We start from the raw sequence: 24690 nt of genomic DNA on the forward strand, positions 1-24690 counted from the left end.
TCACGATCCTTCCTGAATCCAGTATTCGCCGTTCAGCGCGACTGGCTGGAAGCGGCGCACCATCGTGTCGAAGGTACGGTGCGGATCGAGATCCGCGAACAGGTCCGGATGCAGCCATTTCGCCATTGCCTGTACCGCGACGACATTGAACGGCGAATTGTAGAAGTGATGCCAGATTGCATAGGCGCGCCGCTCGCGCACCGCGCGCAGCGGTGCGATCGTCGGGCGCTGCAGCACGCGGTCGAACGAGCGGACAGCCGCATCGCGCGTCACGCCGGCGCCGAGCGCGATGCGCTGCGGCGCGCTCTGCAGCGTGCGGGCCGAGCCGATTCCGGTGCCGATGTAGAAATCCGGCTGGCGGCTCAGCAGGTATTCCGGGTTCAGCGTGCCGTGCTCGCCCGGCACGCTGCCCTTCGCGACGTTGTCGCCGCCGGCCGCGTCGAGGAGTTTGCCGAGCATGCCCGTCATCGTCTCGCAGCAGTCGCTCGACAGGCCGACGCGGCTTTCGAGGAACACCGTGGGTGCCGCGGGGCGGGCCGTCTTCAGGCGGGTGCGAACGAGATCGAGCTGTTCCTGCCAGAGCGCGTTGAAGTCGGCTGCGCGCCGCGGCGCGCCGAACACCTGGCCGAGCACAGCGATGCTGCGCGGCGTGTTGGCGAGCGGATCGTGGCGAAAATCGACGAACACGATCGCGACGCCCGCGGCTTCGAGCCGCGCCAGCGTTTCGCGGTCGCGCTCGCCGGGCCCGTGGCCGCCGCCGAGCCCGAAGATCGCGACCTGCGGGCGCAGCGCGAGCGCGCGTTCGTCGCTGAAGCTGCCGGCCTGCGAGCGACCGATACGCGGCACGTCCTGCAGCCGCGGAAAGCGCTCGACCCACTGCGCATAGCTCGCCGGATCGAGTTGCTCGAAGTCGCCCATCATGCCGACGAGGCGGCGCGACGGGTCGCCGGCGTCGACGATCGCGAGCGCCGGCAGCAGCCGTCCTTCGCCGAGCAGCACGCGCTCGACGCGCGCGGGAATCCGGACCTGCCGGCCGGCGAGGTCGGTGACGGTCGTCGTGTCCGCATAGGCGGCGTGCATCAAGAGCCAGCCGCACAGCCAGATGCCGAGCGTGGCCCACATTCCACTTGTCTTTCTCACGCTACTCCCGATACGATATAAATGAGAAGCATTCGCATTTAATTGTAGCCGAGAGGCGGGGACGGAGCAGCCGCTGTCCGTTTGATTGACCGACTAAATAGTTTGCGCGCGCACCGACCGCGCACGGGGGTATCCGAGATGACTGCATGGGCGCCAGGCGCTTCTCCTTCCGATCGCCATCGACACGACGCGCACGTCGCGCGGATTCGCGAAGTGCGGCCCGGCCTGCGCGTGCACGCGGACGACGCGACCGACGAATTCGACGCGGTGATGTCGGGCCAGTGCACGCCGGGCCTGCATCTGGTGCTGCTGCTGGAAGGCGCGCTCGACGTGTCCTACGGCGACCGGCGCGTGCTGCTGGCGACGGACGGCTGCGGCGCGTGCCGTTCCGGCGCGGCCCGGCCTGACGCGGCCCGGCCCGACGCGGCCCGACCGCGCGTGCGGATGCAGTCGTTTCTGCTCAACGCGCTGCAGCCCGACACGTTTCGTCGCCGGCTGAGCAAGGGCGGCTACGCGCGGCGGTTGAGCCTCGCGATGTCCGGCGAATGGCTCGCGCACCTGCGGGCCGCGAGCCGCGCGGCGTTGCCGGAGAGGCTCGATTCGATGCTGTCCGCGCATCTCGCGATCCGTTTCTGGCAGCCGACGCCGCGCGCCACCGCGCTCGCCGAGCAGATCGTGCGGCCGCCGTCCTACCAGCCGATGCTGCAGGCGATCTACCTGGAAAGCCGCGTGCTCGAACTGCTCGCCGAGGCGTTCGCGCCGCTCGAGGCCCAGGCGCCCCGGGCGTCGGACGCGGCGCTCGGTTCGCGCGATTACCGGCGGATGGCGGAACTGCGCGCGTTCCTCGCGAGCGACGCCGCGCAGGAGCTGTCGCTCGACGACATCGCGCGCCACGTCGGGATGAGTGCGAACGCGATGCAGCGTCAGTTCCGCGCCGCCTACGGCACCACGGTGTTCGACTTCATTCGCGAGCATCACCTGCAGCGTGCGCGGCTCGCGCTCGAGCGCGATGCGGTGAGCGTCAAGCAGGCCGCGGCGCTCGCCGGCTACACGAGCGCCGCGAATTTCGCGACCGCGTACAAGCGCCGCTTCGGCGTGACGCCGACGCTCGCGCGGCGCAGCGATCGGCGCTGATCGCTGCGGATCGACGCCGACGCGCATCGCGGCGGCGCTCAAACAAGATCGAAGCTTTCGCAAATATTTCGACGCATGACAGGTTCCATAATGCAAATGAGAATCAATCACATTGTGGAGCAGCGAAAGCGTCATCATGTCGAGTCACGTAGCGAAGTTTGCGTTGAAGCCGGCCGTCGTCGCCGGCCTGTATCTGATGGGGACATCCTGCGCGTGGGCGCAGGCGCCTGACAAGCAGCGCGAAACCGCTGCATCGGCCGCGTCCGCCGAGCCGGCGGCGATGAAGGAAATCGTCGTCACCGCGAGCCGCCGCGAGCAGGCGATCAAGGAGGCGCCGGCCAGCATCTCGGTGATCACCCGCGACGAGATCGAGGCGAAGCCTTACACGTCGGTCGCCGAGATCGTCGGCAAGGTCGAGGGCGTGAGCGTCGTCGGCGGGTCCCCGAACGACCAGGACATCTCGATTCGCGGGATGCCGGGCGAATACACGCTGTTCCTCGTCGACGGCCGCCGGCAGAACACCCGCGAAACGATGAACCGCGGCACCGCGGGCGTGCAGTCCAACCTGATGCCGCCGCTCTCCGCGATCGAGCGGATCGAGGTCGTGCGCGGGCCGATGTCGTCGCTGTACGGCGCCGATGCGATGGGCGGCGTCGTCAACGTGATCACACGCAAGGTGCCGAAGCGCTGGGGCGGCACGCTTACCGCGAGCAGCGTGTGGCAACTCGAGTCGGACCAGGGCGATACGCAGAGCGTCGATTTCTGGCTCGGCGGCCCGCTGAAGTCCGACGTGCTCGGGCTGCAGGCGTCCGGGCGGCTGCTGCACCGGGGCGAGGACGATATCTACTACCCGGCGAGCGGCGCAAGCGGCGCGAACGGGCAGCGCATCGGCAGCTTCGACGTCAAGCTGTCCGCCAAGCCGACCCGCGATCAGGACATCAGCGTGAACGTCGGGCGCGAACAACTCACCTATCTCAGCACGCCGGGCAAGAGCGAAGCGCCGCTCACGCCGCGCACCGCGACCTCCGCCGTCACCGAGACGCGCCACGTGCGCGACTACTGGGGCATCACGCACGACGGTCGCTGGGGCTTCGGCAACACGACGCTGTCGCTGTACGGCGAGCGCGGCACGCAGGAGCAGTGGACGCCGGTGGGGCGCTCGCCGTTGAAGCCCGCGCTGACGGATACGATCCTCGAAGGCAAGGTCGAGGTGCCGTGGTGGGGCGAGCGCAACATCCTGACCGTCGGCGGCCAGCACATCTGGTCGCGCTTGTCGGGCGTCGGCAGCCAGGACGCGGTGCCGAAGGGCCATGCGACCAACTCGGACCGCATTTCGCGCGACGCGTGGGCGCTGTTCGGCGAGAACGAGTACTTCTTCAACGACCGCTTCACGCTGACGACCGGCGTGCGGCTCGATCACGACGAGCGCTACGGCAGCCACGCAAGCCCGCGCGTCTACGGCGTGTACAAGCTCACGCACGCGTGGACGGTGCGCGGCGGCGTGTCGACCGGCTTCCGGCCGCCGTCGCTGCGCCAGAGCGCGGGCGGCTACTGCATGACGTCGGGCGGCGCGGCGGGCGCGGTGCCCGGCACGCTGTGCGGCAACCCGGACCTGAAGCCCGAGACCAGCGTGACCGAGGAACTCGGCGTGCGCTACGACAGGGGCGACACCTACGCGGGCCTGACGCTGTTCAACAACCTGTTCAGGAACAAGGTCACGAGCTTCGACACGGGCGTTGCCGATCCGCGTTCGCCGGGCCGCAACCTCTACAAGTACGACAACATCGACCGGGTCAAGCTGTACGGGCTCGAACTCGGCGCGGGCACGCGCGTGTCGCGCACGGTGACGGTGTCGGGCGCGTACACGCTGACGCAGTCGCGCCGCGAAGGCAACGGCGAGAAGGCATTCAACGGCGGCTCGCTCGACGGCCAGCCGCTCGACAAGACGCCGAAGCACAAATTCAACGTGCAGGTCGACTGGACGCCGACGCCGAAGCTCGACCTCTATGCGACGGCCAACTATATCGGCAACGAATACTGGGCGGCGTTCCGCAACGGCGCGCAGGGCGTGCGCGAGCGGCCGTCGACGACGACGTTCGATCTCGGCGGCCGCTACCGGATCGACAAGCGCTTCTCCGTCAATTTCGCGTTGCTGAACCTGACCAACAGGATGGTTCCGGTCGACGACCGCACGCGCGCGAACGGCCTGAGCGGCAACTGGCTCGTCGATCAGGGCCGCCGCATCGCGGTGAGCGTCACGGCCGAAATGTGACGGCGCGGCCGGCGCCCCATGTGCAGCCCCATTGTGCCGGCCTATTCAATCTCGAGGTCAATCTCATGAACATGGTTTCTCGTCCCGCGACACTATTGGCACCCCGAAACATCTGGGAAGTCTATCGCCCCGATACGCCGCTGTTCCTTGCGACGCCGGCTCATGCGCTGCTCGCGACCGATGCGGAAAACACCGTCCCGCACGCCGATACGCCGCTCGCGGCGCGCGTCGCGGCGGCGCTGCGCGAGGCCCGCGCGAACGGGCATGACGGCGCGGCGGTCGTCGGCGCGGTGCCGTTCGACGTCGACGCGCCTGCCGCGCTGAGGGTCGCGCGCACGCTGCTGCGCGCCGGCCCGCTCGGCTCGCTGCGCAGCCCGGCGCTCGCGGCAATGCGCCATGCGACGCGCGCGGTGCCGCCGGCGAACGTATATGCGAGCGCGGTCGCGCAGGCCGTCGCCCGCATCCGCGCGGGCGAGCTCGACAAGGTCGTGCTGGCGCGCACGCTCGAGATCAGCGGCGAACGGCCGGTCGACGTCGCGCCGCTCGTCGCGCGGCTCGCGGCGCGCAATCCGCACGGCTATACGTTCTCCGTCGACCTGGGCGCCGGCCGCACGCTGCTTGGCGCGAGCCCGGAACTGCTCGTGAACCGCTTCGGCGGCATCGTGCGTGCGAATCCGCTTGCGGGCTCGGCGCCGCGCAGCCCCGACCCGGTCGAGGATCGTCGCCGCGCGGACGCGCTGCTCGCGTCCGCGAAGGATCTCGACGAGCATCGGGTGGTCGTCGACGCGGTACGCGACGCGCTCGCGCCGTTGTGCCGGCGCCTCGACGTGCCCGCGCATCCGTCGCTGATCCATACCGAGACGATGTGGCACCTGTCGACCGAAGTGCGCGGAGAAACCGGTGTCGACGCGCTGACGCTCGCGCTCGCGCTGCATCCGACGCCGGCCGTCTGCGGCGCGCCGCGCGCGGCCGCCCGCGCATGCATTCGCGACGCGGAACCGTTCGATCGCGGCTTCTACGCGGGGATGCTCGGCTGGGTCGATACGCAAGGCGACGGCGAATGGGTCGTGACGATCCGCTGCGCGGAAGCGCACGATCGCACGCTGCGGCTCTATGCGGGCGCGGGCGTCGTCGGCGAATCGACGCCCGACGGCGAGTGCGCGGAGACCGCCGCGAAATTCCGGACGATGCTCGACGCGCTCGGCGTGAGCCACGACGTCGCGCCGGAGGCCGCATGACGCGCGCGCACGGCACGCCGTGGCCGGACGCATTCGCCGACGCGTACCGCCAGAAAGGCTACTGGCGCGGCCAATCGCTCGCGCAGTGGCTCGACGAGCGCGTCGCGCGGCATCGCGAGCGCATCGCGCTCGTGCAGGACGAGATCCGCTGGTCGTATCGCACGCTCGCCGACGAAGCGGCGCGGGTGGCCCGTGCGCTGATCGCGCGCGGCATCGCGCCGGGCGACCGCGTGGTCGTGCAGTTGCCGAACTGCGTCGCGTTCTTCGCGCTCACGTTCGCGCTGTTCCGGATCGGCGCGCTGCCGGTGTTCGCGCTGCCCGCGCATCGGCGGCGCGAGATCGGCTTCTTCTGCCGGCATGCGCGGGCGGTCGCCTACGTCGCGGCCGAGCGGCACGACGGTTTCGATTACCGGGCGCTCGCGCGCGACGTGCAGGCCGACGCGCCGACGCTGCGGCACCTGCTGTTTACGGCGCCGGGCAACGCGAACCTCGCGCTGGCCGACGCGCCGTTGGACGTCGCGCTCCCGCCGGGGCCGTGCGCGGGCGAGGTCGCGTTCCTGCAACTGTCGGGCGGCAGCACCGGCACGCCGAAGCTGATCCCGCGCACGCACGACGACTACCTGTACAGCGTGCGCGAAAGCGCGCGCATCTGCGGGCTGAGCGAGCGCAGCGCGTATCTCGCCGCGCTGCCGGCCGCGCACAACTACGCGCTCAGTTCGCCGGGCTCGTTCGGCGTGCTGCACGCCGGCGGCACGGTCGTGCTGTGCGACGGCGCGAGCCCGGACGTCGCGTTTCCGCTGATCGAGCGCGAGCGCGTGACGGTGGTCGCGCTCGTGCCGCCGCTCGTGCCGGTGTGGCTGGCGGCCGTGGCGCGGCGTCAGGCGGCGCTCGCGAGCGTCGAACTCGTGCAGGTCGGCGGCGCGCGCTTCGACCCGGCGCTGGCTGCGCGCGCGGAGGACGGCTTCGGCGCGCAGCTCCAGCAGGTGTTCGGAATGGCCGAAGGGCTCGTCAACTACACGCGGCTCGACGATCCGCGCGACCTCGTGATCGGCACGCAGGGGCGGCCGATCTCGCCGGACGACGAGATCCGCGTCGTCGACGACGACGACCGCCCGGTCGCGCCGGGCGAGGTCGGCCACTTGCTGACACGCGGCCCGTACACGATCCGCGGCTACTACGAGGCGGATGCGCACAACGCGCGCGCATTTACGTCGGACGGTTTCTATCGCACCGGCGATCGCGTGCGTGTCACGGCCACCGGCCATCTGATCGTCGAAGGGCGCGCGAAGGACCAGATCAACCGTGGCGGCGAGAAGATTCCCGCCGAGGAGATCGAGCATCTGCTGCTCGCGCATCCGGGCGTGGTCGACGCGGCGCTCGTGCCGATGCCCGATCCGTATCTCGGCGAGCGCAGTTGCGCGTACGTGATTCGCGGCACGCCGGCGCCGGGCGCGGCGGAGCTGATCCGGTTCGTGCGCGAGCAGGGCGTCGCCGCGTTCAAGGTGCCGGACCGGATCGAATTCGTCGACGGATTCCCGAAGACGCCAGTCGGCAAGATCGACAAGCGCGCGCTGCGCGAGCGCATCGCGGCGCAGTTGACCGCAGCAGCATGACCCGACCACCAACACGCGGGCGGCACGCATCGCCCGCGCATCGAAACATTCAACAGCACACCATCATGGCCATTCCGAAGATTCCTTCCTACCCGATTCCGGCCGAATTGCCGGCGAACCGCGTGACCTGGGGCTTCGCGCCGACACGCGCCGCGTTGCTCGTGCACGACATGCAGGACTACTTTCTCGATTTCTACGATCGCGACGCGGCGCCCGTCCCGGCGCTGCTGGCGAACGTGCGGCGCCTGATCGATTTCGCGCACGCGAGCGGGATGCCGGTCTGCTACACCGCGCAATCGGCGGCGCAGACGCCCGAGCAGCGCGCGCTGCTGACCGACATGTGGGGGCCCGGGCTCACCGCGCATCCGTCGCGCGAGGCGATCTGCGACGCGCTCGCGCCTGCGCCGGGCGACACGGTGCTCGACAAGTGGCGCTACAGCGCATTTCAGCGCTCGGACCTCGACAACCTGTTGAACGAGCACGGACGCGACCAACTCGTGATCTGCGGGATCTACGCGCACATCGGCTGCATGATGACCGCGTGCGATGCGTTCATGCGGGATGTCCGGCCGTTCTTCGTCGCCGATGCGCTCGCGGACTTCTCCGAGCGCGAGCATCGGATGGCGCTCGACTACGTGGCGGGGCGGTGCGGCAAGGTCGCGACCACCGCCGAGCTGATCGGCGACGCCGCGTCGCCGACGCTCGCGGAAATCGCCGCGCAGGTCGCGCACATCCTGCGGGTGCCGGCCGCCGACCTGCGCGCGGACGACAACCTGCTCGACAGCGGGCTCGATTCGGTGCGCCTGATGATGCTCGTGGAAACCTGGCGATCCGCCGGACACGATGTGACCTTCGTGCAGCTTGCCGAAGCGCCGACGCTCGGCGCGTGGGCGCGGCTGCTGCAACGCACGGCGCAGGTGAGCGCATGACGGCGCACTCGATTCCGGACGCGCGGCCGGCGCCGTTCGTCAGCATCGCGCAACTTTCATTGCCGAAGGCCGACCGTGTGCTGTTCAAGCTCTGCAAGCATTACGCGATCAAGGTGCCGGTCGTGTTCGACGCCCATCGCGCGACGGTCGATTTCCCGTACGGCGTGTGCCGGATGGTGCGCGCCGACGACGTGCTGAGCCTGCGTTGCGAGGCCGACGCCGCGGACAAGCTCGAACAGCTCCAGTACGTGATGGACGAGCACCTCGCGCTGATGTCGCGCAATCCGCAGCTCGTCGTCGCATGGCGCCGCGCGTGACGCGCGACGCGCGTTTCCCGATCAACGATTTCTCGTGACAGATCCCTTCATGCAACTCGAAGACCGACCGATGCGCGCAACGTCCGCGCAATACGGAATCTGGGTCGCGCAGCAGGTCGATCCGGACGATCCGGGCTACTTGACCGCCGAGTCGATCGAGCTCGACGGCCCGCTCGACGTCGCCGCGCTGACCGGCAGCGTCGAGACGGTGCTCGATCATGCGGACGCGCTGCACATGCGCTTCGCATGGACCGACGATGCGCTCTGGCAGCGCCGCCTGCCGCCGTGCGCACGTCTGCCGCTCGTCGATTTCTCGGCGCAGCCCGATCCCGCGCAGGCCGCGCGCGCGTGGATGCGCGCGTCGCTGTCGATCCGCTGCGACGTGACGTCCGATCCGCTTTACCGCACGGCGCTGTTGCGGCTGTCGCCGACGCGGCACTGGTGGTATCTGCAGGTTCACCACATCGCGCTCGACGGATTCGGCTACAGCCTGCTCCAGCAGGCCGTCGCCGCCCGCTACAACGCACGTGTCGCGGGCGTGGCGCCGCCCGTGCTGCCGGACTGGCGGATCGATCGCGTGATCGACGCGGAGGCGCGCTATCGCGCGACCGGCGGCTTCGACGCCGATTCCGCGTTCTGGCGCGCGCACTTGCGCGACGTGCCGGCGTCGCTCGTCCTCGCGCCGCAGCAGGCGGTCGGCGCGGATACACTGCGCGAGACACTCGTGCTCGACGGCGCGCGCGTGCAGACGCTGCGCGAAGCCGCCGAGCGGCTCGACGTCGACTGGAACGCGTGGCTGCTGGGCGCAATCGGCATCTGGCTCGCGAAGCAGGGCGGCCAGCGCGATCTGACGCTGGGCCTGCCGGTGATGAACCGTCTCGGCACGCCGGCGCTCGGCGTGCCGTGCATGGCGATGAACATCGTGCCGTTGCGTGTGCACGTCGACGCCGGGCGCTCGCCGCGCGAACTCGCGGCCGAGACTGCCGGGCGGCTGCGCGCGATTCGTCCGCACCTCTACTACCGGTACGGCTGGATTCGCGGCGATCTCGGCCTGCTGGAGCGCAATGCGTTCCTGTTCAACCAGGCCGTGAACGTGATGCCGTTCGAGCGGCAGGTCGCGTTCGACGGGCTCGCGAGCGACACGCGCGCGGTCAGCGGCGGCCCCGTGAAGGATTTGAACGTAACGGTCGCGGTGCGCGGCGGCGCGTGGCACATCACGCTCGAGGGCAATCCGAACGCGTACGATGCGACACGGCTCGCCGCGTATGCGCGCAGCCTCGCGGGCTGGCTGGACGCGTTTGCCGGGCACGCACCGGACGCACAGCTGGCGCCGCTGCTCGGCGACCTGCCGCCGCCGTCGATCCTGCGCGGCGCACCGCTCGCCGGGCCGTACCGCGACGTGCTCGCCCTCGTCGCCCGCATCGCGCGGGAAGCGCCGACGCGCACCGCGATCGAGGCAGGCGCGCAGCGCATCGACTACCGTACGCTGCTGGCCGACGTGGATGCGCTCGCGACGGCGCTCGCCGGGCGCGGCGTGACACGCGGCTGCCGGGTGGCGCTCGCCGCGCCGCGCGCGCCGGACGTGATCGCGGCAATGCTCGCGGTGCTGCAGGCCGGCGCGGTGCTCGTGCCGATCGATCCGGACGGTCCGCCGCAGCGGATCGCGGCGATGCTCGCCGACGCCGCGCCCGCGCTCGTGATCACGCGCGGCGCGTATCGCGTGTGCGCAGGGGGCCTGCCGACGCTGGATCTCGATGCGCGTCGCATGCCCGGCGCGCACGGCGTCGACGTGGCGCCATACGCCGATGCCGACCAGCCCGCGTACCTGCTCTACACGTCCGGCTCGACCGGCCGTCCGAACGGCGTGCTGATCGGGCGCGGCGCCCTTGCGCAGTTCGTCGCGAGCACGCGCGCGTGCTATCGCGTCGGGCCCGACGACAAGGTGCTGCAGTTCGCGCCGCTGCACTTCGATGCGAGCTTCGAGGAGATTTTCGTGACGCTGTGCAACGGCGCGACGCTCGTGCTGCGCGACGACGCGATGCTCGACTCGGTCGGCACGTTCGCGGCCGAGGTCGAGCGGCGCGGCATCACGGTGCTCGATCTGCCCACCGCATACTGGCACGTGCTCGCGCATGCGCTCGACGCGCATCACGCGGAGCAGCTTCGTCGCGTGCGCCTGACCATCATCGGCGGCGAGGCCGCGCTGCCCGAGCGGCTCCGGCGCTGGCGCGCGCGATTGCCGAACCAGACGCTGCTGAACACCTACGGGCCGACCGAGGCGACGATCATCGCGACCGCCGCGTGCGTCGGCGGCCCGGGCGCGGTCTGGCAGGACGGCGAGCCGGTGCCGATCGGCACGCCGCGCGCGGGCGTCGACGCGCGGATCGTCGACGCCCGCGGGTATCCGGTCGCGGCAGGCTCGACGGGCGAACTCGTGCTGAGCGGCGATGCGCTCGCGCTCGCGTACCTCGACAATCCGGCGCTGACGGCGGAGCGTTTCGTGACGCTGCCCGGCAGCGGCATGCGCGCGTACCGGACCGGCGATCTCGCGACGCTGCGCGACGGCCGGCTCCGTTTCGACGGCCGCATCGACCATCAGGTGAAGATCAGCGGCGTGCGCATCGATCCGCGCGAAATCGAGGACTGGCTGCTGCGCGCGCCGGACGTGCGGGAGGCGGCGGTCGTCGCTGTGCGCAGCGACGCGGGCGCGACGACGCTGGCGGCGTTCGTCGCCGGGACCGACGACGTCGCCGCGCTGCGCGCGCGGCTGGCCGATGCGCTGCCGGCCGCAGCGATCCCCGGCGTATGGCGCGTGCTCGACGGCCTGCCGCGCAACGCGAACGGCAAGACCGACCGCAACGCGCTCGTGCAGCTCGCCGCGCAGCGGGACGCGGAGCCGGGCGATGCGCAGCAGACCGGCGAACTGGCGCGCCGCGTGATGCGTATCTGGCGCGACGTGCTGGGCGAGGTCGCGCTCACGCCGGCGTCCAATTTCTTCGACGTCGGCGGGAAGTCGCTGCAGGCGATCCAGGCGAGCGCACGGCTCGCGGCCGAACTGGGCCGCGACGTGCCGGTGTCGATGCTGTTCCGGCATGCGACGGTCGACGCGCTGGCCGCCGCGCTGCAAACGCCGCTTGCGTACCGGCCGCGCGCCGCACACGACGCGTTCGCGCCGCATCTGGCGATCCAGGCGGGGCGCGACGGCGGCGCGCGGCTCATCTGCATCCATCCGGCCGACGGCCTCGCGTGGAGCTATCTGCGGCTCGCCGCGCAGTTGCCGGAGGTCGCGCTCGACGGCCTGCAGTTGTCGGTCGACGACACCCGGCGCGCCGCGGATTTCGACGCGCTCGTCGCCACCTATGTGGAGCGCGTGCGCGCGCTGCAGCCGCGCGGGCCGTACCACCTGCTCGGCTGGTCGCTCGGGGGCGCGCTCGCGCATGCGGTTGCCGCGACGCTCGCGCGTGACGGTCAGACGGTCGGCCTGCTCGCGCTGATGGACAGCTACCCGGCGTCCGCATGGGCGGCGCAGCCGCAGCCGGCGCCGGGCGACGCGCTGCGCATCCTGCTCACGGTGAATGGCGACTTCGATACGGCCGATCTGTCGGACGACGCGCTGCGCCAGCGGCTCCTGCGGGCGAACAGCCCGTTCGCGGCGCTCGGCCCGGCGGGGCTCGATGCGTTCGCCGACGCGACGCTGCGGCAGATGCGTCTGTTCCGCGCGGCAAGCACGCCGCGCTACGACGGCGCGCTGCTGCTGTTCAACGCGGCGCGCAAGCGGCCGGGCCTGCCGACGCCCGACAGCTGGCAAGCCCATCTGGCGACCGGCGCACTGAATTGCGTCGCGCTCGACTGTTCGCACGACGGGATGTCCGATCCCGAACCGATGGCGGCGATCGGCGCCGCGCTGGCGGAACGGCTTGCCGCGACCACCGTCGCCGGCGCTTTATGAGGAATCGAATCGATGAATGCACAGGCAGGCATGATTTTTCCGGGTGCGGTCGCCGTCGTGAGCGGCGCGGCCCAGGGTATCGGCGCGGCCGTCGCGCGCGCTGGCCGCGCGCGGAATCGAGGTCGCCGCGTTCGACGTCGACGGCGACGCGCTGGCGCGCCGCGCGGCCGACAGCGTGACGCGCGGCGCGCGGATTCATCCGTTCACGGTCGATGTCGCGGATGCGGCTGCCGTCAACGACGCGGTCGCACGCGTCGAAGCGACGATCGGCCCGATCGGGATGCTCGCGAACGTAGCGGGCGTATTGCGGCTGGCGGCGACGACGTCGCTGAGCGACGCCGACTGGGCGCACTGTTTCGCGGTGAATACGCACGGGGTATTTCACCTGTCGCGCGCGGTCGCGCAGCGGATGGTCGCGCGCCGCGCCGGCAGCATCGTGACGGTTGGCTCGAATGCGGCGCTGGTGCCGCGCGTGCAGATGGCCGCGTATGCGGCGTCGAAGGCCGCCGCGCACCAGTTCACCCGCTGCCTCGGGCTCGAGCTGGCCGGTCACGGCATCCGCTGCAACATCGTCGCGCCGGGCTCGACCGACACGCCGATGCAGCGCCAGCTCTGGGACGGCCCGGCCGGCCCGGCGGGGGTGATCGCCGGTTCGCTCGACACGTATCGCACGGGCATTCCGCTCGGTCGCATCGCCGCGCCGGACGACGTCGCCGAAACGGTGCTGTTCCTGCTGTCCGACGCGTCGCGTCACGTCGCGCTGCACAGCCTGTGCGTCGACGGCGGCGCGACGCTCGGCGTCTGACGGTGTGCGACTTCCCTTCGAGAGCGCTTCAGCGATGAAACATGTCCCCGCCGAAGCCGGCACCGTGGCCGAACCGTACGGCGACGAACGACCGTGCGTCGGCATGCGGCTGCCGACGCCGGACGCACCGCGCCGCGATCTGCCGGCGACTGTCGCGACCGGGGACGCGCTGCTGCGCGCGCGTCGCCGCTGGTTCGCGCGAGGCGGCCGTGCCGGCTGACGGCGGCATCGGCGTCTTTGCGTGCTGCGCACGCGTTCTTCTTCAACCCACAACGGAATGGACATGTCGACGACTTCCGCCGAACCCCTGCAAGCTCCGGCCGACGCCGGCTCCCGCTACCTCCCGCTATTGCTCGCGAATCTCGCGATGGTGGCCGGCACCTACGCCTTCGTCGCGATCGCCGGCCCGCTGGCGCGCCGGATGAACCTCGAACCCCTGCATATCGGCGCGGTCATCGCGAGCGTCGGGCTCATCTGGATCGCCGCCGCGCCGCGCTGGGGGCGGGTGGCGGACGCGCGTGGCCGGCTGCCGGCGATGCGCGCGTCGATCGTCGGCTTCGTCGCCGGCTTTCTGTTGCTGGCTGGCTATGTCGGCTGGGCGCTGCGCGACGGGGCGGTTTTGCCGCCGGTCTGGGCGAGCTTCGTCGCACTGCTGGCGACGCGCGCGGCGATGGGCGGCTGCTATGCGGGCCTGCCGGTTGCGGCGACTGCGTGGCTCGCGGACCGGACCGCGACCACCGGGCGCGCGGCGGCGCTCGCACGCTTCGGCGCCGCGGGGGCGGTCGGGATGGTGATCGCGCCGCCAGTTGCCGGCTGGCTCGCCGGTTACGACATGACGCTCGCGCTCGTGGTGTTCGCGCTGTTGCCGCTCGTCGGTCTGCCGGGGCTGCGCCGCCTGCGCGACGACGGGCCGCGGCTCGCGGGGCACGCGCAGGCGCGGCTGAAGCCGACCGATCCGCGCCTGCGCCTGCCGTGGTGGAGCGCGTTTGCGCTGTACAGCGTCGTGATGATCGCGAACAGCGCGCTCGGCTTCTACGTGATCGACCGGCTGCAGGTCGGCGCGCGCGACGCGTCGGCGGTGGTCGGCTACGCGCTCGGTAGCGCGGGCGTCGGCCTGATCGCGATGCAGGCGCTCGTCGGGCGGCTGCGGCGGGTCGCGCCGCGGCAGTGGCTGCGATGGGGCGCGCTCGTCGGCGGCGTCGGCTTCGTGTCGGTGCTGGCGGTCGAGCCGGCGCAGCCGTTGCTGATGTGCGCGAGCTATCTGGTCGCGGCGTGCGGAATGGGCGCGGCGTTCCCGGCAGCCGCGGCGCTCGCGAGCACGCGGGTCGAGCCGCACGAGCAGGGCGCGTGCGCGGGCGCGATGTCGGTTGCGCAGGGGCTCAGCATGGTGGTGGCGCCGCTCGTCGGCAATGGGCTCTACGAACTGCATCCGGCCGCGCCGTTCGTGGCGATCGGGGTGGTGCTGGCCGGGGTGTTTGTCGGGACGTGGCGGGAGCGGCGGGGGGCGTCGGGGCTATAGCACCGCGCGTTGGCGGGAAGCGAACCCGCCTGCTTGCGCAGGCGCTTTGCTTCCTGGGCTGGAAATGAAAAAGGCCGGCAGAAGCCGACCTTTTTTGAAAACAGATGGTGCCCAGGAGAGGACTCGAACCTCCACGATGTTGCCACCGCTAGGACCTGAACCTAGTGCGTCTACCAATTCCGCCACCTGGGCACGTTTCGCTTGCTGCGATGCGAAAGACCGCGATTATAGCGTGCTGACGAAGCCTGTCAATACAATTTCATTCGGGACGATAAAAATATGGTGCGGCGAGATCGTTACGCGCCGACCGGTTCCGCGCGCTTCGCCGTGAAGTTCCAGCGCCGTGCCTGGGTCGTATCGATGCGGGCGGGCAGCAGTCCGGCCGCCAGGAACGTATCGGCGATCTTCTGCTGTTCGCCGAAGTTTTGCGGCGTCACCGTGCGAACGAGGTAGCTGCGTCGCGCATTCGCCCGTGCGATCGTCGCGGCATCGAGCCCCCAGATCGGTGCAAGCGTGTTCGCGGCCTCCTGCGGACGGTCGCGCAGCCACGCGCCGGCCAGCGACAACTGGTCGAACAGAATCTGGACGACGTCGGGGCGCGCGGCCGCAAAGCTGCTCGATGCGAGGTAATAGCGCTGGTACGACGCGAGTCCGTTGCCGTCGGCCAGGATCCGCACGTCGGGATTCCGGTCGACCGACGCGACATAGGGATCCCACGTGATCCATGCGTCCACGCTGCCGCGCTCGAATGCGGCGCGGCCGTCCGCGGGCGTCAGGTAATGGATCGCCACATCGGCGGGCGCGAGCTTCGCGCGTGCGAGCGCGGCAAGCAGCAGGTAGTGGCTGCCGGCCGCCTTGGTGACCGCGATACGCCGGCCCTTGAGATCGGCGAGCGTGCGCAGCGCGCTGTCCTGCTTGACGACGATCGCCTGCGCCTTCGGCGAGGGCGCCTCCTGCGCGACGTACACGAAACGCGCATGCGCGGCCTGCGCGAAGACGGGGACCGTATCGGCCACATCGGCACTGACGTCGACGGCGCCGACGTTCAGCGCTTCGGTCAGCGGCAATCCGCTCGCGAATTCGTGCCATGACACGCGCAGGCCGAGCGGCGTCAGCGCCTGCTCGAGCGTGCCGCGCGTCTTGAGCAGCGTGATCAGCGTCGACGATTTCTGGTAACCGATGCGCAGCGTGGCCGGCGCGTTCTCGGCGTGCGCGCCGACACCGGCGGCAGCGAGGCCCGCGGCCAGCATCGCGCGTGCGAATGCGCGGCGGTTCATCGACGTCATGATGGGGGCTCCTCGTTGGATGCGTTGAAAGCGAGGCGGCTAACGTAACAACGGGGAGGGTGTTTGATAACCGATAAATTCTGCTATCGATCGGAGCGGCCGACATAAGGGCGCGAAGACAGGCGCTTTGCTTCCTGGGCTGGAAATGAAAAAAGGCCGGCATAAAGCCGACCTTTTAAAAACAGATGGTGCCCAGGAGAGGACTCGAACCTCCACGATGTTGCCACCGCTAGGACCTGAACCTAGTGCGTCTACCAATTCCGCCACCTGGGCACGTTTCGCTTGCTGCGACGCGAAAGACCGCAATTATAGCCGGTCCCGAGTAGCTGTCAACCCAATTTCATTGGGCCCCCGCAAAAAATATGCGTTCACGCTCGATCGCCCGTTCTCGCCTCGGCGAATCCGAAGTATCCCCGTTGCGCGGCGAGGTTCCGGCGCCGTGGTCCCGTCTCGCCGAGAGCCAGGCCCGCGATCCGTGGTCCGGCCGCGCAGGCAACGGCGACAGGATGCCGTCCATCTTTGTCATCGACCTGACGTTCAATTTCAAGCGATAAGACAAGTACTAAAGTTTGTATAAATCCTATGGGACAAGAGATAATTGACTCTGGCACTTGAAAAAAATCAAAGCGATTCGAGCACCATGTCGGCCTGGTAACCGGCAGCCCAACGTGGCGCGGTTGTGTGTTGATGAACCCGAGGGGATCGCCGGTGCGAAGAAGAATGCGGCCGATCCGCCGCAAGACAATTCAGGAAATGCGCACCATCGAACTCGGGTAAATAAAACAATAACGAGGAATGCCATCCGATGCCTGACTGGCTCAATCGAGTCTGGAAGATCGCGACATCCGCGCGGCCCGCCGTGTGGCCGCTGTCGGCCGGTGTGGCCTTGCTGGCCGTGCTCAGTTGTACGCCGGCGGCCGAGACGCTGCTGTCTCCGCTCGACCGTCTCTACTGGAATCTGGTGACGACCGGTATCGATTACGGCGCGCGAGACGATGTCGTCGTCGTCTCGATCGACAGGAAGACGGTCGCCGAACTGGGCGGTGATGCAAGCTATACGCGAGCGGCTCATGCGCAAGTGCTCGATCGTCTGGGCGGTGCATCGAGCGTCGTGCTCGACATGACGATGTTCAGCCCGGCGCGCGGCGACGACGCGCTCGTGGCTGCGCTCGCGCGGCACGGGCGGGTCGTGCTGCCCGCCCACGTGTCGCCGGAGGGCACGCGCGCCCACACCGTGCTGCTGCCCGCGCCGCGGTTGCGCGGCGCGGCGGCGGCCGTCGGCCAGCGCAGCGTCGTGCTCGGCAGCGACCATCTGGTGCAGGGCATTGTGCCGTACGTGCGGGCCGGCGATTCGGATCACGAACTGTCGCACGTCGCGCTGCAGGCGATTCGTGTCGCGGGAAGGTCGCTGCCGGCCGGCGACGTGCGCCTTCACGTACAGGATCACGTGTCCCGGATGGGGCATGTCGAAGCGCGCTCGCTTGCGCTGCTCCTGCCGGCGCGCTTCGATCTCGAGCGCTATTCGTACGTCGACGTGCTGAAGGGGCGAATCCCCGAGTCGGCGTGGCGCGGCCGCATCGTCTTCGTCGGCGACACGATGTCCGATCTTTCCGGCGTCTACGACCTGTCGACGTCGGCGGGCGGACAGCTGCGCCGCGTCGAGGTGGACGCGCTGGTGACGCAGGCGCTGATCGACGGCCACATCCTGTGGCGCGAGCCGATGGCGATCCGGGTCGCCGTCAGCATCGCGGTCGCGACGGGAATGCTGCTGATCTGCCTGCTGGTGCCGGGCTGGCGCATGTATGCATTCGCGATCGGGTGGCTGGCCGCGTTCGTCGCCGCCGAAATGCTGCTGCTCGTACATGGGTCGTACTGGACGCCGATCGGACCGTTGCTTGCCGTGTGCGTATTGATTTTCGCGATATGCGGCTGGCGGCGCGCCGGCAGCCTGCGGGCGTTCCTGCTGAGCGAATACGGGATGCTGCGCGGGCTGGCCGGCCAGCACGCGTTCGTCGGCTTGCCGCCCGCGGCCGGCGCGGACAGCGGGCTGCCGACGACGGATGAAGTCGACCTCGCGATGCAGCGCATTCGCGAATGGCGGACGGCGTATGTCGACATGATCGAGACGCTGCCGTATCCGATCTTCGTCGAACAGCGTGGCGAGATGCTGATGTGCAACGCACGCGGCCGCGCGATGCTGGCGGCGCTCGACGCCGACGGCGACGCGGCGGTACGGCGCGTGCTGTCGATCGTGCGCGACGAAGTGCTGACCGCGAAGGCGAGCGGCAAGATCCATTCGGCCGAGCTGGCGCTGAACGGACGCACGCAGATGGTGATGGTGACGCCGTTCGGCGATGGCGACCAGCACAGTTCGACCGCGAGCATGATCTGCCTCGTCGATATCCACAACATCAAGGCCGCGGTCGAAAGCGACCGGCGCACGCTGCGGCACATGGCGCACGATCTGCGCAACCCGCTGTCGACGGTGCTGTCGCTGCTCGAGGAGCGCAACCGGGCCGACGGCGCGAGCGACGAGGATTTCCTGGCCGACCTGCACAAGCTCGTCGACTACAGCCTGCGCGTCGCGCAGGATTTCACGCAGTTGTCGCGCGCCGAGCACCTCGACACGCACGCGTACGTGCCGATGTCCGCGAACGATCTCGCGACGGAAGCGACCGATCATGTCTGGCACAGCGCGAACGCGAAGCGCATCCGCGTCGAGGGCCCGCATTACGATGGCGACGACGTGTTCGTCCTCGGCAATCGCGACATGCTGTTGCGCGCGTTGACCAATCTGCTCGACAACGCGATCAAGTACTCGGCCGAGGAGACGGAGATCGACGTCTGGATCGACGCCGACGACCGGCACGTGTCGGTGGCGGTGCAGGATCAGGGGATCGGCATTCCGGCCGACGCGATGCCGAGGCTGTTCGAGCCGTTCTTTCAGGTGGCCGGCATGTATCGCGACGCAAGCCGCGGTGTCGGCCTCGGGCTGCCGTTCGTGAAGGCGGTGATCGAGCGCCACGGCGGAGCGGTCGAGGTGACGTCGGCGCCGGGGCAGGGCAGCCGCTTTACCGTACGCTTGCCGAGAGCCGCCGCGCAAATGCTCGAAGACGCGTAACCGCCGGGTACCGGAACGGCAGCGCGGGCGTGCGCTTTGCCGAAGCCGGGCGAGGATTGAAACTCGATCGATGAAAGGCCGGACCCCGTGCTGCGCGGGTCCGGCCTTTTTGCGTTTCGGCGCGGCATTCGTCACGACGACGAATACCGAGGCCCGGACAGCGTGTCGAATGACGTCACGTGTGCCCGGCTCGGGCGGAAGGAAGCGTGAAAGGGTTGCGTGCGTCTTGCTGTCGTACCGCCTACCGCTTACCGCACGACGGCGAGGCCGCGGATGCCGCCAGGCGATGACGATCCGGCGGCCCGGCCCTGTCGGCCGTCGCGCGCACCATCCGGCGCGTTTGCAGGCTGATCCTGCGGCGTACGGATGCACGCGCGGCGGCACGGCAAGCGCCGGAAGCCGACACGGGAGACCGACGCCTGAAACGGCCGCGCATCGCCCGGTCCCGAAACGAAAACGCCCCCGCACGAGGCGGGGGCGATTCAGGCATTTGCCGTTGTGCGTCGTTGGACGCGGGTTTCACATCGGCCGGGGCGCCGCGATGGCGCGGCCGGCCGGACCTGGCACGTCGTCGGTCTTACTCCTTGTGTTCCTCCCACGCCTGGTCCCATGCGGTGCCCTTGCCCGGCTCGTAAGCCCAGGCCGCCATCGAGCACCAGTTGGTGTACGGGAACGGCTTGCAGCGGTACAGCTTGCCGTTGTTGGAGACGACGTCGCCGGCGTTGTACTTCGTCCCTTCCTTGTACTGCGGGTGGTCGCCGCCGCCGTTGCCGCCGCCTTCACCGCCGCCTTCGCCGCCACCGTTGCCGCCACCGTTGCCGCCGCCTTCGCCGCCACCGTTGCCGCCGTCACCATGGAGCGTCCACGCGTCGTTCCACGCGAAGCCCTTGCCCGGTTCGTATGCCGCCGGCGCGCCGGAGCACCAGCCGCTGTACGGGAACGGCTTGCACTGGTACAGCTTGCCGAGGTTCGACACGATGTCGCCAGCGTTGTATTGCGTACCGGCCTTGTATGCCGGGTACTCGCCGCCGCCATTGCCGCCGCCTTCGCCACCGCCGTTACCGCCACCCGCATCCTTCGCCTTCACGAGGACCGTATGTTTGGCGCTGCTCGACAGCTTGCCGTCGCTGACGGTGACCGAGAACGTGAACGACTGGTCCTTCGCGAGTTCGGGCGCGGAGAAGTTCAACGTCGCGCCGCTCGGCGTTGCGTTGATGCCGGTCGGGACGTTCCACTTGAAGCTCAGCTTGTCGCCGTCCGGGTCGGTCGACTTCGCGGCCGACAGCGTCACGGCCTGGCCGGCTTCAGCCGTTGCCGGGCCGCCGAGGTGCGCGACCGGCGGACGGTTCTCGGCGGGCGGCGGCTCGACCGTCGCGTCCGCCTGCGCGGTCACGACCACCTGCGCCGTATCCTTCAGCCCGGCCGGATCGGTGACCGTCACGCGGAACGTGTACTTCGTGTCCTGTTTGACCGACGGCACGTCGACGCTCGCGGTCGCGCTCGTCGCATTGACGAGCTTCAGCGGATCGCCGCCGACCTGTTCCCACTTGAAGCTCAGCTTGTCGCCGTCGGGGTCGCGCGACTTCGACGCATCGAGCGTCACCGTCTGCGGCCCGGTCACCGTCAGATCGGCGCCCGCGTTTGCGACCGGCGGATGGTTTTCGGCACCGCCGCCGCCTTCGTCGCCGTGACCGAGGCCCTTGTGCATCGCGTTCAGGATGTCGCCGTTGTCCGCGTCGATTTCCCACGAGAACAGGCCGCCCAGCTGATGCGCCCGCACGTAGTCGCCCTTGGCGAGGACCGAGCGCTCGTCGTCGAACGTGAGAAGTTCGCCGGTGCCCTTGTTGAACACGTACGGCGCTTCGGCCGTCTGGTCGTAGTGGTATTCGTAGCCGTTGATGCCGGCGTTGTTCGGCCCGATCATCTCCGCCTTGAGCTTCTTGTAGTCGAGGATGCCCGGCTCCCACTGGCCCTTGTGCGGGCCCGTCGCCGTGCCGGTGAACGGATTGCCGTCGGCATAGCCGTGCACGCCGTTCCAGCCGCGCGCATACGCTGCCGCGCCGACCACGAGCTTCTTCGGATCGACGCCCTGCGCGAGCAGCGCCTTGATCGAGTTGTGCGTCGTGTACGCGGTGTCGGGCTTCCAGTTCGGTGCGTACAGCGCGGTTTGATGGCCCAGCTCCGTCAGACTGAACGCACCGTAGAAGTCGTACGTCATGTCGAAGATGTAGTCCATGTACTTCGTGGCTTCCTTGTAGTTCACCACGTCGATCTTGTCCTTGCCCGCGCCGATCGCCGACGTCAGCTCGTAGGTCTTGCCGGTTTCCTGCGACAGCTTGTCGAGCATCTGCCGCAGTTCCTTCATCAGCGTCACGTACAGCGGGCCGTCCTTCACCGGATCGCCGAGCGACGGATTCACGCCCTTGCCGCCGGGGAATTCCCAGTCGATGTCGACGCCGTCGAAGAATTTCCACGTGCGCAGCAGTTGTTCGGTCGAATCGACGAACACCTTGCGCTTCGCCGGATCGTGCATCCCGAAGAACGGGTCGGACAGCGTCCAGCCGCCGATCGACGGCAGGATCTTCAGGTTCGGGTTGCGCTTCTTCGCGGCCATCATCTGGCCGAGCACGCCCTTGAGCTTCGAATTCGCGGTCTGGCCCGGCAAGGTCTTGGCCATCTCGCCGTACGTGTCGTGGATCGCGACGCTGTAGTCGGGCAGGCCCTTGCAGCTTTGCATCAGTGTATTGAACGAGCCCGGCAGGTCCTTCGCGAGCGACGCGTTCACGTCCGCGCCGCCGCAGATCGGGATGAAGCCGTACAGCATGTGCGTGAGGTTCTCGACCGGCACGTTGTCGACGTTGAACTTGCGATCGTAGATCGACCAGGTCGCGAAGTAGGTGCCGACCACCGAGTCGGTCGTGTTCGCATACGGCTTGTGGTTCTTGCTCGCATTGTTCGGCAGGTCGTCCGCCAGTTCGGGAATCGTGTCGAACACGACCACGTCGAGCGGCGCGCTGTCGGTCGAGGCGCCGTTGGCGTCGATCACGCGGACCTGCATTTTCTTCACGCCGGGCGTCTTCACGTTCGCGACGACCTGGCCGCTTTGCGTGCCGCCGGGCGTCATCCGGACCTCGGACGCCGGATCGACGACGCCGTTGACCACCGCGACCGCCTTCACCGCGGTGCCGTTGCTCCAGATGTCGAACGGCAGCGGCACGTCGACCTTCTTGTTCAGCTTGACGATGTCCTTGTACGGCGCGACGCCGGCCTTCTGCATGTCGATCTCGACGAAGCCGTGCGGCTGCGACGTGATTTCGTACTGCTTCAGGCTGGGCTTGCCGGGCGCGGCCAGCGCGGCGTTCGCGAAGCTCAGTGCGCTGGCCGCGGCGAGCGCGGCATAGGCAACGTGCGCACGACGCAGGGAGCGGCGGCGGATCACGATGTCGGGAGTGCGTTTATGCGATTTCAATTTGATAACCATCCATCCGGGTGTTGAAAAAAAGTGCGGGAAAGCGAGCACATTCTTTTTCGAGGGCGGCATGGCGGCAACGATTCTCAACGCAATCTAAAAGCGGGCGGGCTGGGGGCGACGATTCTTTGAGAGATCGTTCAGGAAGGTACGCCGAAGCGTGGCGCCTGACGATACTGCACCCAGCGTTTCGTCAGCAGGACATACGTCACGCACATTCCGGCGGATCGTTCGCGATTCGCTTAACGAGGCAACTCCATTCAACGCTCAACCCAACGGAATCAGATGAGAACCCGATCAGCCAAAAAGACCCTCTTTACCCTGTCGCCGCTCGTAGCCTGCGCGTCGATGTTCTTCGCGCAAGCCGCGTTTGCCCACGGCTACCTGTCGGAGCCGCCGTCGCGCGGCCTGCTGTGCAGTTCGAAGGCGGGCAAGGTCGAAAACTTCAACTGCGGTTCGGTCACCTACGAACCGCAAAGCATCGAAGGCAAGCAGGGTTTCCCGGCAGCCGGCGCGCCGGACGGCGAGATCGCGAGCGGCGGCGTGACGCAGTTCAGCGAGCTCAACGAGCAGTCGGTCGATCGCTGGAAGATCACCGACATCAAGCCGGGCGCGCAGAAGTTCAAGTGGACGTTCACCGCGCCGCACGTGACGAAGGAATTCAAGTACTACCTGACGAAGCAGGGCTGGAATCCGAACGCGAAGCTCACGCGCGAGCAGTTCGACCTGGCGCCGTTCTGCACGATCGACGGCGGGATGAAAAAAGCCGACGAGATCGGCCCGCACGGCTGCACGATCCCGTCGGACAAGAAGGGCCATCACGTGATGCTGACGACGTGGCACGTCGGCGATACGGCCGGCATGTTCTATAACGTGGCCGACCTGAACATCACCGACGCCGGCGGCCCGACCGATCCGGGCAAGCCGAACTGGTCGAACGTCGGCAGCATCGCGCCGACGATGGACCTGAAGACTGGCGACAAGGTCACGAACCGCGTGTTCAAGTCGGGCGGCGAAGTGCCGTCGATGAAGACCACGGTGACGATCGGCTCCGCGCAGCAGGGCGAACGCAACATGTGGCCGATGCTGCTCGCGAAGGAAATCAACCGCACGCAGGCGGCGAACCTGATCGCCGGCGTCGAGCGCGACGGCCGCATCGAGCCCGCGCTTGGCAAGAACGACGTGTTCTCGAAGAGCACCAGCGGCATCGTGCGCACCGAGACGACGATCGATCACCAGCCGGAAGGCGGCCTCGACGAAGGCTTCAGCATTTCGAACAACGGCGAGTTCAAGATCCAGAACGGCAAGGCGACCGCGAAGTTCTTCCTGAAGTTCAATCACACGAAGGACACGAACGTCACGGTGAAGGTCTACGACGCGGCGAACTCGCTGGTCGGCTCGAAGTCGTCGACGATGCGCATGCAGGGCGACGTGAACGTCGATATCGCGAACGCGAAGGCGGGCGACCACACGGCCGTGGCGACGTCGCAGATCGAGGGCGGCACGCTGAAGCAGGAAACCACCACGTTCAAGCTGACCGGCGAATCGGGCGGCGAAGGCGCTCAGTGCCAGGCTGCATGGAAGCAGGGGACGGCCTACACGGGCGGTGCGAAGGTGCAGCACAACGGCCGCACGTACGAGGCGCGCTGGTGGACCCAGAACGAGGTCCCGGGCGATCCGGCATCGACGGGCGCCGACCATACCGGCAAGGTGTGGAAGGACCTGGGCGCCTGCAGCAAGTAACGACCTGACAAGGAGATGACTTGAGCCGCGCGCAGCCATGCGCGCGGCTTTTTTGCTGACGCGCGGTCGCGAGTCGGCCGATTCAAAACCGTTTTTGATATTTCGTTGATGAAGGTGGTGACGCTTCCCTTCCCCCGGGAAAATGACCTCATCGA

At 68.8% G+C, this 24690-nt stretch carries 15 protein-coding genes and 2 tRNA genes; 12 read left to right on the forward strand and 5 right to left on the reverse strand.

All coding sequences use genetic code 11. The annotated features are described in order from the left end of the window. Window positions 1-1122, reverse strand: a complete 1122-nt coding sequence (locus tag J8I35_RS11775; protein ID WP_209925508.1) for an ABC transporter substrate-binding protein — start codon at window positions 1120-1122, stop codon at window positions 1-3. A 156-nt stretch (window positions 1123-1278) separates the two neighbouring features. Here J8I35_RS11775 and J8I35_RS11780 point away from each other — a divergent pair, with 156 nt between their 5' ends. The 10 genes from J8I35_RS11780 to J8I35_RS11825 all read left to right on the forward strand — a co-directional run bounded on the left by J8I35_RS11780 (window position 1279) and on the right by J8I35_RS11825 (window position 14916). Continuing rightward, window positions 1279-2274 (forward strand): helix-turn-helix transcriptional regulator, encoded by a 996-nt coding sequence (locus J8I35_RS11780; protein WP_245170215.1) that lies wholly within the window; start codon window positions 1279-1281, stop codon window positions 2272-2274. A 136-nt stretch (window positions 2275-2410) separates the two neighbouring features. Then, complete coding sequence (locus J8I35_RS11785) at window positions 2411-4546, forward strand: TonB-dependent receptor (RefSeq protein ID WP_209925510.1); 2136 nt, start codon at window positions 2411-2413, stop codon at window positions 4544-4546. Between the two features lie 65 nt (window positions 4547-4611). Beyond that, window positions 4612-5784 carry an isochorismate synthase gene (locus J8I35_RS11790; protein ID WP_209925512.1) on the forward strand — a complete coding sequence of 391 codons (1173 nt, stop codon included), beginning with the start codon at window positions 4612-4614 and terminating at the stop codon, window positions 5782-5784. Further along, window positions 5781-7397 carry a (2,3-dihydroxybenzoyl)adenylate synthase gene (locus tag J8I35_RS11795; protein WP_209925514.1) on the forward strand — a complete coding sequence of 539 codons (1617 nt, stop codon included), beginning with the start codon at window positions 5781-5783 and terminating at the stop codon, window positions 7395-7397. The genes J8I35_RS11790 and J8I35_RS11795 overlap by 4 nt, the downstream gene beginning before the upstream one ends. Window positions 7398-7462: 65 nt before the next feature. After that, on the forward strand, window positions 7463-8326 hold the full coding sequence (locus tag J8I35_RS11800; protein ID WP_209925517.1) for an isochorismatase family protein: 864 nt from the start codon (window positions 7463-7465) through the stop codon (window positions 8324-8326). Then, window positions 8323-8643 (forward strand): DUF2218 domain-containing protein, encoded by a 321-nt coding sequence (locus J8I35_RS11805; protein ID WP_209925520.1) that lies wholly within the window; start codon window positions 8323-8325, stop codon window positions 8641-8643. Before J8I35_RS11800 ends, J8I35_RS11805 begins: the two co-directional genes overlap by 4 nt. A 34-nt stretch (window positions 8644-8677) precedes the next feature. After that, on the forward strand, window positions 8678-12592 hold the full coding sequence (locus J8I35_RS11810; protein ID WP_348522258.1) for an amino acid adenylation domain-containing protein: 3915 nt from the start codon (window positions 8678-8680) through the stop codon (window positions 12590-12592). 151 nt (window positions 12593-12743) lie between these two features. Continuing rightward, window positions 12744-13397 (forward strand): 2,3-dihydro-2,3-dihydroxybenzoate dehydrogenase, encoded by a 654-nt coding sequence (locus tag J8I35_RS11815; protein ID WP_245170223.1) that lies wholly within the window; start codon window positions 12744-12746, stop codon window positions 13395-13397. 34 nt (window positions 13398-13431) lie between these two features. Beyond that, window positions 13432-13617, forward strand: coding sequence for a hypothetical protein (locus J8I35_RS11820; RefSeq protein WP_209925522.1), 186 nt, complete (start codon window positions 13432-13434; stop codon window positions 13615-13617). Window positions 13618-13680: 63 nt separating this feature from the next. Further along, window positions 13681-14916 carry an MFS transporter gene (locus J8I35_RS11825; protein ID WP_209925524.1) on the forward strand — a complete coding sequence of 412 codons (1236 nt, stop codon included), beginning with the start codon at window positions 13681-13683 and terminating at the stop codon, window positions 14914-14916. A 105-nt stretch (window positions 14917-15021) separates the two neighbouring features. Here J8I35_RS11825 and J8I35_RS11830 read toward each other — a convergent pair. From J8I35_RS11830 to J8I35_RS11840, 3 genes are all read right to left on the reverse strand, one after another. After that, window positions 15022-15108, reverse strand: a tRNA-Leu gene (locus tag J8I35_RS11830). Window positions 15109-15212: 104 nt separating this feature from the next. After that, complete coding sequence (locus J8I35_RS11835; RefSeq protein WP_209925526.1) at window positions 15213-16202, reverse strand: aliphatic sulfonate ABC transporter substrate-binding protein; 990 nt, start codon at window positions 16200-16202, stop codon at window positions 15213-15215. Between the two features lie 186 nt (window positions 16203-16388). Continuing rightward, window positions 16389-16475: transfer RNA gene (locus J8I35_RS11840), tRNA-Leu, on the reverse strand. A 532-nt stretch (window positions 16476-17007) separates the two neighbouring features. Here J8I35_RS11840 and J8I35_RS11845 point away from each other — a divergent pair. Continuing rightward, window positions 17008-19323, forward strand: coding sequence for an ATP-binding protein (locus J8I35_RS11845; RefSeq protein WP_209925528.1), 2316 nt, complete (start codon window positions 17008-17010; stop codon window positions 19321-19323). Between the two features lie 577 nt (window positions 19324-19900). On the opposite strand, the gene J8I35_RS11850 is transcribed toward J8I35_RS11845, so the two are convergent. Beyond that, entirely contained in the window at window positions 19901-22792 is a 2892-nt protein-coding gene (locus J8I35_RS11850) for a glycosyl hydrolase family 18 protein (protein ID WP_245170216.1), read from the reverse strand. Window positions 22793-23077: 285 nt separating this feature from the next. On the opposite strand from J8I35_RS11850, the gene gbpA reads away from it, so the two are divergent. After that, the gene (gbpA, locus tag J8I35_RS11855) at window positions 23078-24535 is read left to right on the forward strand and encodes an N-acetylglucosamine-binding protein GbpA (RefSeq protein ID WP_176015701.1); all 1458 of its coding nucleotides are present in this window, start codon (window positions 23078-23080) and stop codon (window positions 24533-24535) included. Window positions 24536-24690: the final 155 nt, after the last annotated feature.

It is taken from the genome of Burkholderia sp. CpTa8-5, assembly GCF_017815045.1.
GTDB lineage: Bacteria > Pseudomonadota > Gammaproteobacteria > Burkholderiales > Burkholderiaceae > Burkholderia > Burkholderia sola.